General features: G+C 55.0%; 9 protein-coding genes. All 9 read right to left on the bottom strand.

Annotated elements, in window-relative coordinates; genetic code table 11:
* Positions 1-130 precede the first annotated feature (130 nt).
* Positions 131-1,222 (bottom strand): DUF1972 domain-containing protein, encoded by a 1,092-nt coding sequence (locus ACFSUD_RS19060; RefSeq protein WP_386376091.1) that lies wholly within the window; start codon positions 1,220-1,222, stop codon positions 131-133.
* 122 nt (positions 1,223-1,344) lie between these two features.
* Complete coding sequence (locus tag ACFSUD_RS19055; RefSeq protein ID WP_386376090.1) at positions 1,345-2,301, bottom strand: hypothetical protein; 957 nt, start codon at positions 2,299-2,301, stop codon at positions 1,345-1,347.
* The gene (locus tag ACFSUD_RS19050; protein WP_386376089.1) at positions 2,298-3,368 is read right to left on the bottom strand and encodes a hypothetical protein; all 1,071 of its coding nucleotides are present in this window, start codon (positions 3,366-3,368) and stop codon (positions 2,298-2,300) included. The genes ACFSUD_RS19055 and ACFSUD_RS19050 overlap by 4 nt, the downstream gene beginning before the upstream one ends.
* Positions 3,365-4,264 carry a hypothetical protein gene (locus ACFSUD_RS19045; RefSeq protein ID WP_386376088.1) on the bottom strand — a complete coding sequence of 300 codons (900 nt, stop codon included), beginning with the start codon at positions 4,262-4,264 and terminating at the stop codon, positions 3,365-3,367. The genes ACFSUD_RS19050 and ACFSUD_RS19045 overlap by 4 nt, the downstream gene beginning before the upstream one ends.
* Positions 4,261-5,241, bottom strand: a complete 981-nt coding sequence (locus tag ACFSUD_RS19040) for a hypothetical protein (protein WP_386376087.1) — start codon at positions 5,239-5,241, stop codon at positions 4,261-4,263. The genes ACFSUD_RS19045 and ACFSUD_RS19040 overlap by 4 nt, the downstream gene beginning before the upstream one ends.
* A 129-nt stretch (positions 5,242-5,370) precedes the next feature.
* Complete coding sequence (locus tag ACFSUD_RS19035) at positions 5,371-6,096, bottom strand: hypothetical protein (protein WP_386376086.1); 726 nt, start codon at positions 6,094-6,096, stop codon at positions 5,371-5,373.
* A complete protein-coding gene (locus tag ACFSUD_RS19030) occupies positions 6,097-7,569 on the bottom strand; it encodes a hypothetical protein (protein WP_386376085.1) in 1,473 nt (490 codons plus the stop codon). It lies immediately after the preceding gene.
* A gap of 106 nt (positions 7,570-7,675) precedes the next feature.
* Positions 7,676-8,032 (bottom strand): hypothetical protein, encoded by a 357-nt coding sequence (locus ACFSUD_RS19025; protein ID WP_386376084.1) that lies wholly within the window; start codon positions 8,030-8,032, stop codon positions 7,676-7,678.
* A gap of 204 nt (positions 8,033-8,236) precedes the next feature.
* Positions 8,237-8,596, bottom strand: coding sequence for a MarR family EPS-associated transcriptional regulator (locus tag ACFSUD_RS19020; RefSeq protein ID WP_386376083.1), 360 nt, complete (start codon positions 8,594-8,596; stop codon positions 8,237-8,239).
* Between the last annotated feature and the right edge of the window lie 371 nt (positions 8,597-8,967).

Genomic DNA, 8,967 nt, shown 5'->3' with positions numbered 1-8,967 from the left:
CGCGACAACGCGCTCACGAAGTGCCACAGGATGTGGCTTGCCCATCTCAAACCCCCATATCTGTCCTACAGACAGGGGAGCACAGATCAAGCCTCATGGGAATCCTGAACCGGAATGGGCGCAACCCGCTCTAATGTCGGTCTTTCAAAAGGTCGAAGTAAGAGTGGCCAATCTGGTTCCAAGTGTAGCGCCGTTCGCCTATTTCAGCCATATCTGAGCCGATCCGCTCCCCTTCCTCCTTGGACAGTCGGCGTATTTGCTCCGCAAGCTCGGCCGCCGACCTGAAATAGCGGGCCTTATCTTCTGTCGTGTAGCGGTTGAAAAAGCAGCCATGTGCGAGAATCGGAATACCAAAATGCATCATCTCAACTAGCGCTGGGTTGGTCCCCCCAGCCGAATGGCCATGTAGGTAGAGCGTAGCATTATCACGGATCGCACGTAGACTGCGAGCTTCATAAACCGGCTCATGGATAATGATATTGGGATGCTCCTTGTAATTTTCCTTGAGTGCGCGGCCATAATCACTCTTATCCCAATTGCCGACGAAGACTAGCGGTGTGTCGAGGTCCTCGTAAGCTTCGAGGATCATCGAGACGTTGTTCTCAGGCTCGATCCGGCAGAGAGCAAGGGCATAGCTGTCGGGAAGGTTGGCTGTAGCGGCCCGGTCTGGCTCGGCATCGCGGGCATGGTCGCCGCCATAGGGGATTACGGCACAGGGGCGGCCGTAGGTCTTGGTCACGTAATCGGCGATCGCTTGATTGTCGGCGATTACACCGTGTGAGAAACGCACCGCTGCCCATTCCGAAGCTCGCAGGATTACCTTGGCCAACCCCTTCCATTTCTCGCGTTTCCATTCGATCCCATCAATATTGGTTACGATACGGGCGCGACTGACCAGCCTCACAATTGGTAACGCAAGCGCGCCCGAAACGCCGAGCAACAATAGCTGGTTGTCGCCTTGCCGGATCGCGTCGAACAAAGAGAGAACGTCATAGGCGATGCTCTGAGGCCCATTAGCGTCAAGCCTGATATAACGCAGTCGCGCAGTGCCAAAGGTCTTTGGCTGTTTCTGAAAGGCCTTGGCAGAACAGTAGACGGCGAGATCCGATTCGTGGGCGTTGGCTCTGTGAAATTCGACTAGGTTCTGTGCTAGAGTTTCAAACCCTCCGTAGCTACCAGGTACTCCGACCGTGCCGAGGATGGCTATGCGATTTTCTTTCATGTATGGTTTCCATTAGCGGGGCTGGGCAGGTTGGTGTTCAGTGACGTCATTCCTCTAAGCGCTCGGCCATCGCGATTAAATCTGCGATGGCCAACTTACATTTCAAAGCTGAATCTTTTCTATCAGTTGCTTATTGAGGACATCGTGACGAAGGCTCCTGAAGAGGCGATGATCCCGTATCGCAGCCATCTTGAAACCCAATCTAGAATTCGTCTGCGTCTGCGTCTGCGTCTGCGTCTGCGAGGGCGGATGCGCAGCGTCTCACCTATATCGAACACGACAAACGGGTAGAAGATGTAGATGAATCGATAGAAATAAATATCGCTTACTGTCATGACGATGCAAAAAGCGATTGTCCCGAAGAACAGGATCCGCCGAACGCGCGACTGGATGTAAAGGCAGAGGAAGGCTAAGAAAGCCAATTGAAAGTAGACGAAGTAAATGAAGTGAGAGCCGAACTCCGCTAAGCCGCGTTTGGCGTCGAGTTTGGCCAGACCCATTTCAAAGAAGGTAGAATTTAGTGCCAAGACGAGTGCCAGCACAGTCCCAAGAATCAGCAACATGCCGTTTAGGAGCCCGCTAAGTAAAATTTTTTCAAACCTGTCAGATACGTAGAGGAAGGCAATGGTGAGAATGCCGGAGGGATGGAATAGGAAGGCCAAGCTAGCCAACATTGGTCCACTAAGGGACAGAAAGATGGCTGCTATCCCCAAGGCGAATTCTTGCCGAATGACATTTAAAAGGAGGTCCGGTCCGGGAAAGAAACTGAAAAATAGGAACCAATGAAGGCCGCGGAATCCGTAAAAGCAGAGTCCGACCCAGAGAACCAGCCAGGATAGGTAATAGGGAAGCTCCGGCGAGATTCTAAAAACCGGGTCCATGATCTCATAAAACGATTTTGATGTCCAAACGAAGCCGATCAGATCGGTCAATGACCTGATGTCCATCGACCAGTGCGCTGCGAATAGGTCGTGGTAGTTCCAGAAGTCGGCGCTTTGCGTGGCCCCTAAATGGATCAGTAGGGCGCCGAAGGTGAGGGCGAGCAACCGCGTCAAGACTACAAGAGGCAGGGAATTCATCTCGCACCTTCCCGTCGGTATTCGACCCTATAGGCCCAGAGCACTAAAGGAATGACTGCCATGCTGAAGCATCCTGCAAAGGCAACGTCAAAGGTAAGGCCGACCAGGTCGAATAGCAGCCAAAAGAAGGGAACCATCAAGAGCGGCGCCAACAGGCTGACCCGGAACAAGATGCCGCCGCTAGCAAAGAAGCGAAGGATCTCGCCGATATAGGCGGCTAGGCAGATAGCAAGCGCATAGAGCGCAAGAGGCAGCGGCTGCACCTGAGGGGCCACGAGGTAAACTGCAGCATAGCAGACTACGAAGGCTGCGAGCGCCGCGGTTGCCGCCAATGCGAAATATCGCCCTCTGAAAGCCATATCCAAAGACCCGATCCGGGGAGGGATAAAATTGGCATAAATAAACATGGGCAATCGCACGCTAATGTTAGCGACGCGAAAGCCCAGTGAAGCGGTCATATCAGCCTGGCTGGCGCCAAGCATCTGAAGGAAAAAAAGATCCATATAACGCGGAGCGGGTACAAAGAGCGCCACAGCGCTGAGTTGCAGGAGATTGGCACCTTCGGGCATCTCTCGTGGGCTGAAGGCCTGTGTCCGCCCTCGCTTATGAGCCGCCAGCGCGTAAAGCGCAATATAGGCTATGAACGCCGCGCCTGCGTCGACGAACCAAAGAAGGACCGAAAAGAAAATTAGCGAAAGCAGCATGATTGCGAAGAACACACGATCGGCAACCTTATCGCGGGAAGGGCCGCTCCAATAGGACAGCAGGGGCAGGACGGCGAATAGCGCGGTCAAGGCAATGACCTCCTGCCCGGCGCCCTCGCCGACGAGTAGCATCAGCCCACAGGAAATAAGGGCAAAAAACAGCCCCTTGCCGACAAAATGCCAACAGCCTGGGCGTATGCCTCTGACCAGAAAGGCGCCTTCACAATATTCGGCGACAGAAAAGAAATACAGGTAGATTGAGAAGAACAGAAAATAGGATGGATCTCCGCCGCCGTGGGCCGCAAAATAGAAACCTTGCAGGATCGCAAGGGAGTTCAACATCTTTGCGGCTGTAAAGATCACTTGGGTTGTTCCGACGCTGCTTTGTGGGTAGGAAAGATACGTGCATCACGTCCAATCCCGGACATCTCAGTCAAAAACACCGGCAGGTAGGCTATCTTGAGGAGCAGGTTCGCAGACTTGCGGAGTAGCGAAGTGCTTCCCAGCGTCCGTGAATGCAGCCGATCGAATGCTTTGACCAACGCACTCTTCCGCCCTGTCGCGGCATAACAGGCCTGCCAGCCAAACCGTTTCTTGATCCAAAACATGCGCGGGGTATCGGCCCATCGGGCATTTTCATAGACGATGTCAAAATCCACGAAGCGGGAAAAGGCGAAATCATTTGCACCCGAGCCAAAAATCGCTTGGGCACGGTCACGGATTATGGATTCGGGAATTCCTTTGGCGTCGGTGAAACTGGCTGCAAAACCCTCGGTAGCCCAAATCTGGGCATATGCCTTGCGTGGGAAGGCCATGAACTGGTCGGAAATGTAGTGCGATTCTACCGCGACCGGATTCCAGGCCAAGCCGCATTCACCAGACTGAAGCCGTTTGACACAGTCATCGTAGAATAAGATGTCGCTCCGCAAACGCCCGATGATCTCTGGGTCATCCGTTATCTGCGCGGCGACTTGGCTGTTCTGGTAGAACATGTTGAAGATCGCGTGGATGGGTGTGGGGCTTTTGCTAGAGAGCGCTTCGCTTTCGTTGATATGTTCACGCAGTAGGCTCCGCGAGTCTTCGGTCCACGTGACATGAACGTCTCGGTCGTTGAAACCGACTTCGGTGCGGGCATTGTTGCCCATGTCTGAAATGGTCAGTACGGCCCGAATGTTTTTCGCATCGACCCCTTGCCGCTGCAGTCGAGCAATTACGTAGGATGTGTGACGGACGGGGCCGCAGATCGCGAACGTGGTCATGGCATCCGCTCTATTTCGGTCTTCAGGCGAGCCTCGAATAGGTCTTTACCTTGGTTGTTCTGTCGCGTCACCTCGGACCAAGCCGCAGCGTCAAGCATCGGCACGCGGGCGAGGGCGTCGCCCAGACCCGCGGCATCAATCACCAGAAGATTGTCCCGCTTCAGTCCAAAGGCGCTGGTGCTCAGGCAGGGTTTATGCGCGGCGCTGTACTGATAGTATTTGATGGGCGAGTTACCGTGGATGCGATCCAGAAGAAAGGGAATCACCCCGATGCGGAACTGCGCCATGATGCCCTGCAGATCCGGCGCGCAGAATTCCCCCATGAGACTGATGCCGGGGATCTCGGAGAGCTTTCGCTCGACCTCCGCGTCGAGGATATTGCCCCAGATCCCCATAGGCCCCACCGCCGCCAGTCGGGCGACGAGATCGATATCTATTTTGTTGTCCACATAGCCGATATAGCCAAATTCATAGGGTGTACAGCCGTCCTCGGCCGTCGGCGCGATCGGAGTGAAAACCCAATTGGGAATGGAATCTCCAACGGTGGATTCCAAACTGGAGGCTGTATGGATGGCATGGCCGCGCGCGCGTTTGGCAGCAAAGGCCCGACGATCGCGCCCCGGCATCCGGCGATGCTTCGAGAAATCGTCGATTTCGTCGAACCAGTGGGTCGCGTTCGCAGGCGCGGTGATCTCGGCGAATGGGTCGAAGTCGATTACAAGCAGGCTGTCGTAGCACTGCGCGATGTCATTCAGGACTTGCTCAACGATCGGGCCGGAGGCCTTGCGGCTGGACAAGAGCGCCGCAGGCAACGAGACACGCAACTTGCGGGTGATCTGCGTTTCGGGCACGATATCGGTGATCCGGCGAAGGGAAGTGTCGGCGATAGTCCCTGTGCGCCAAGGAGGAAAAGAGGGGCGGTCGACCACGTGAACCGGCAGGCCTGAGGCATCGCACAGTCCGATGGCGGTTTCCATCATTGCCCAGTCGCGTACACAAGGGCCGAGGCGTTCATAGTACCAGATTGGCCGATACGGCACGAAGACGACAGCTCGTCCTGACATACTTTTGCCTCTTCTCGTGTGGTTTTTAAGCAAGAATATCGATCAGCTCTGCGACGCGAGGTAGTCCTGATATTCATGCGGCGTTCCAAGGAAATCGAATTGTTGGCGAGGCATGCTGCGGTAGCGTACTTGCTCGCCCGCGTCGATCAAAGCCTGATACATCGGCGCGACGAATTCCTCCCTTTCGCCGTGGCTTCTGGCGTAGTGACGTGTATGCACGTTGAGGAACAGATCTGTGGAGCGGAATCCATAAAGCCCAACCGAGCACATTGAGGAGATGCGCTGCTTTTCTACCACGCGCCGCACGACGCCCGGCTCGGTCGGATCTGCGTCGACAAAGGACCAATGATCACCAAGCATTTCAGTCACGTCGAGGTAATTATCCGGACCTCCTTCGGGCTTTGCGAAATCGTGGTAGATGGTGTCAATGTTGAAGATCACCACCTCATCGTCGCTGGCGGTGATCGTTTCGAGAATGCCGCGGCGCACAGTATCGGCCTGGCCTTGTGTCGGCTCAGACAGCCGAACGGTGGCACAGTTAGACGCTGGCAAGCCGATCTGGGCAGCCCAGCTGTGGATCGTTTCCGCGTTGATGACGCTGTCAAGGTAGATGAAGCAGAAGCCGTCCTGTTCGAAATAGCGCGAGAAGCCTTTTAGGCTCGCTTGAAACAGGTTCATCCCATCCCCGACGTCGAGGTAGTATTTCGGCTTGTTGTAACCGGCATTGGTGAAGCGCGAACTCAGGCCGGCCATGGGGAAATAGAACATCTATCGCTCCGTCAAAATGTCAAAGGATTTGTAGGCGGTGCCTAGCATTGCAATTTGTCGATCCGGCCGGTCGGCGTGCAACGGAAGCATGGACAAGAACAGGTGCATCAGCATGGCATTAATCGCGCGCACGTTGTGAATCTGCGCGACTTCGGAGGCATCGAAGGCTGAGATTAGCCGTTGCCAACGATGATTGTCGTGGTGGGGTGCATCCATGGTTAACGTGTCGCCTCGGATCTCGCCGCGCACGTAACCAGCGATGATCAAATCGTACCCACCCAGCACCGAATGCGCGAGCTTGGCGATATCATAGCTTTGCAGACCGTAGATCGAACGCCGCCCATCAGGCAGTTCGCCGCGCGGATCGATTACCTTGATTGAAGCACTACGGAAGTCGTAGAAGATGTTCGAGAAACAGAAGTCGCCATGGATTAGGCATTCGGGTCCATGGTCCAAGTCGCGAATGATTTCGTCCGTCACCGCAAGCATCTCGGAAATGTCAGGTAGGTTCTTGCCGTTCATCCGGCGACATCCCAAGAGTTGCGCGCCGTGTTCACTTCGGGCTAAGGTCTCCAAGCGTTCCTGCGTCTTTTGGCCGAAATACTCGTTTGCCGCGATGCCTAGCGATTTTACGGCTCGTGCCGAACGGCTCTCGCGCAGGAATTCGGAGCATGCGTTAAAAATGTTCACCCAAGTGTCGGCCTGCAGATCGCCAAAAACAGCCAAGTGACTTAGGGTGGAAAGGTAAGTGTTTGCCGTGGCATAGCCGCTGAGCCCGTTGATATCGCGCGCTCCCAGGAAGGCCGGTGTGAAGCAAGTGAGGCGAGCCGGAATATCGGAGAACCAAGCCGCTTCTGCGCGTATTTTTCGGTCGTTTTCACTTCCCTTGACGACCTCCCGCGCTGTTATTTTCAATCTGTTGAAGCCGCGTTCCGTTGTAATGAGTCCAGTGGATTGGAAATAGGTCTGGACGTGGCCGAAATCATACCATTGCCCGGTGTCCACAATCGCGATCTCGTGGACTTGGTCGTAGAGGCGGATGGCCTCGAGGAAATCTCCCTTAGCACGGATAATTGAGCGCAGAAGCTCAGGCACGCTGGAAAATGCGAATAGTCCGGAGAGTGTTCCCTTCAGATGCTCTTCCGCACGCAGTCCGAAAAGACGCTTCAACTCGGCCCATCTGTACTCACCGATAGATGCATGTACTGATACGCCATCGCAGGGAAAACTTTCTAGCCCGCTGATGATCGTGTCACCGTAGAGAACTAAGAATTCGCAGTCGTAGACGCCAATGGTGTTGATGCATTGGGCCAATGCCTCGCCGATGTTTAGCGTTGATTCGCAGTAGATAATCTGGATGCCAAGGTTCTCAATCTGCTGCCGGTCCGCATGGTGAAGCTCGAAATTTTCAGGCAAGGATATAAAGACTTTATCCACCAGATGCCGGATTTCATCGTACTGTCGGTATAGCAAGCGTCGGCTCCCGAGGGGTACAAAGGAGGGTGGAATTCTGCCAAGTTCGGCAGAAAGACTCTCCGAGATGAAGCTTCCAGATAAGATTAGGCCAATGCGCACGGTGTTATCCTTTGGAAATCAGGGCTTCGATTTCCTTTAGCGACAAAGCTACAAATTCGCTTGGACGAATTGCGCGGTCATCTACATAAAAACCTTCGTGACCGCACCAAGGTTTGCCGACCAGGATTTCATCGTAGGGCACATCGTGTTTCGCCAACCAGGCAATGATTTTCGGTAGAGTGTGAACGTTAATCTTGCCGACGTTGCCCTCAAATGTTCGCATATTACGCGCGGTAAAGATACAAATTTGGAACCCAAGATCACGGTAGGCGCGCATGCGCGCAATGACTTCAAGCCGAGGTAAAGCATCCTCATAACCAACGCTATCCGGCTTGGCCGAAATAGTTTCGTCCAAGTCCATCACAATTCTTTTTGTCATAAATTGGCCTTTTATCCTGTCGTTTACAGGGTCAATATTGAAGTGTTCATATGGAATTTAGTCGGTTCTAAAAAGCGGCTGGTGCCACTAAATAGTGACGTTTCGCTTGAAGGATCAGCGAAGCGAATTTTACTTTTCACTGACGGTAAGTTGAGCCAAACCCCCAATAACGCAAACTATCGGACGTCAGCTCGGTCGTTTCGACCTGTCGGCACCGCCCGATCCCAGCTCGCGTTGCAGGGCCTCGATCTCGGCGCGCAGCGCCTCGTGTTCGGCCATGCGGCGCTTCAGGAAATCTCGCGTCAGCCTCGCCTTGGCGGCCAGCCCGCTCGGGGTCAGCACATAGGCATAGCGCCGCTTGTTGTCCGCGGCGCGGAAGTTACGGATCTTCACCTGGCCTCTATCGACCAGGGCTCTCAGGCAATAATTCACCATGCCAAGGCTGAGACCCAATTCGGCGGCAAGGGCGCGTTGCGACAGGGCGGGATCACCCTCCAGCGCGCGCATCAGGCGGAACCGCGTGTCCTCGTTGATGTCCCGCGTCATCCTAGGCGAACCGCTCCATGGCTACCGCAGCGGATCTCGCGGGGGCGGATCCGTGTTTGCTCAGGGTTGCGACAGGGTCGTTCACGAGTGAACGCATATGGAACCCAGGCGGGAAGGGCAAGCGGGAAAGCGCAGAAAACGCGGTGATGATCGACCGGATCGGCCCAAGCGCGCGTAGCAGAGGAGGGCGCGCGGGTCCAGTGGCCCGCTGGCCTGCCAATTGCCGTATCGCCTCCAGGGCATTTTAAGGATTCATTCGTCCAATCGGTAGGAGCCTTGCCTGTCTGTCCCGGGCGCCCGGCCCGTCATCGCAGGACCACACGGGTTGAAATCTCGCCGGTCTTGCCCCCGGCCCATTGCCGCGACTGCAC

It is taken from the genome of Sulfitobacter aestuarii (assembly GCF_042685005.1).
Taxonomy (GTDB): Bacteria; Pseudomonadota; Alphaproteobacteria; order Rhodobacterales; family Rhodobacteraceae; genus Sulfitobacter; species Sulfitobacter aestuarii.
The sequence above is the reverse complement of the archived record's forward strand: the minus strand, read 5'-3'. Positions and strand labels throughout refer to the sequence as shown.